A 392-nucleotide genomic window follows, 5' to 3' on the forward strand; every position below is an offset into this window, starting at 1 on the left:
TGAAGTGACCCCTAAAAGTTAGACACGGTTATTTCGTTTAGACAGCTTGGGTAAAATGAGTTCGGTACTGCACTGGACTCATTTTTAATTTTGCCTTCATACGTTTCGTATTGTAATAGTTTATATAGTTTTCCAGTTCCTTTTTAAAATGCTCGACACTTTTAAATTCCTTTAAATAGAGAAATTCCGACTTCATGATGCCAAAGAAATTCTCCATGACAGAATTGTCGTAACAGTTGCCTTTACGCGACATACTTTGCACAATCCCTCTTGATTGAAGGGCGTGGCGATATTGTTTCATTTGATAATGCCAGCCTTGATCGGAATGCATGAGGAGCTGGTGTTCTTCTGGCAACCGCTCTAAAGCCTTTTCTACCATCTCTGAAACTAAC

General features: G+C 39.0%; 1 protein-coding gene. It reads right to left on the reverse strand.

All coding sequences use genetic code 11. The features are described 5' to 3' along the window. Positions 1 to 37: 37 nt before the first annotated feature. On the reverse strand, positions 38 to 392 hold a 355-nt coding region (locus CD31_RS00090), incomplete at its 5' end, for an IS3 family transposase (RefSeq protein ID WP_036074763.1).

Origin of the sequence: Lysinibacillus boronitolerans JCM 21713 = 10a = NBRC 103108, from assembly GCF_000772935.1 — a bacterium.
GTDB lineage: Bacteria > Bacillota > Bacilli > Bacillales_A > Planococcaceae > Lysinibacillus > Lysinibacillus boronitolerans.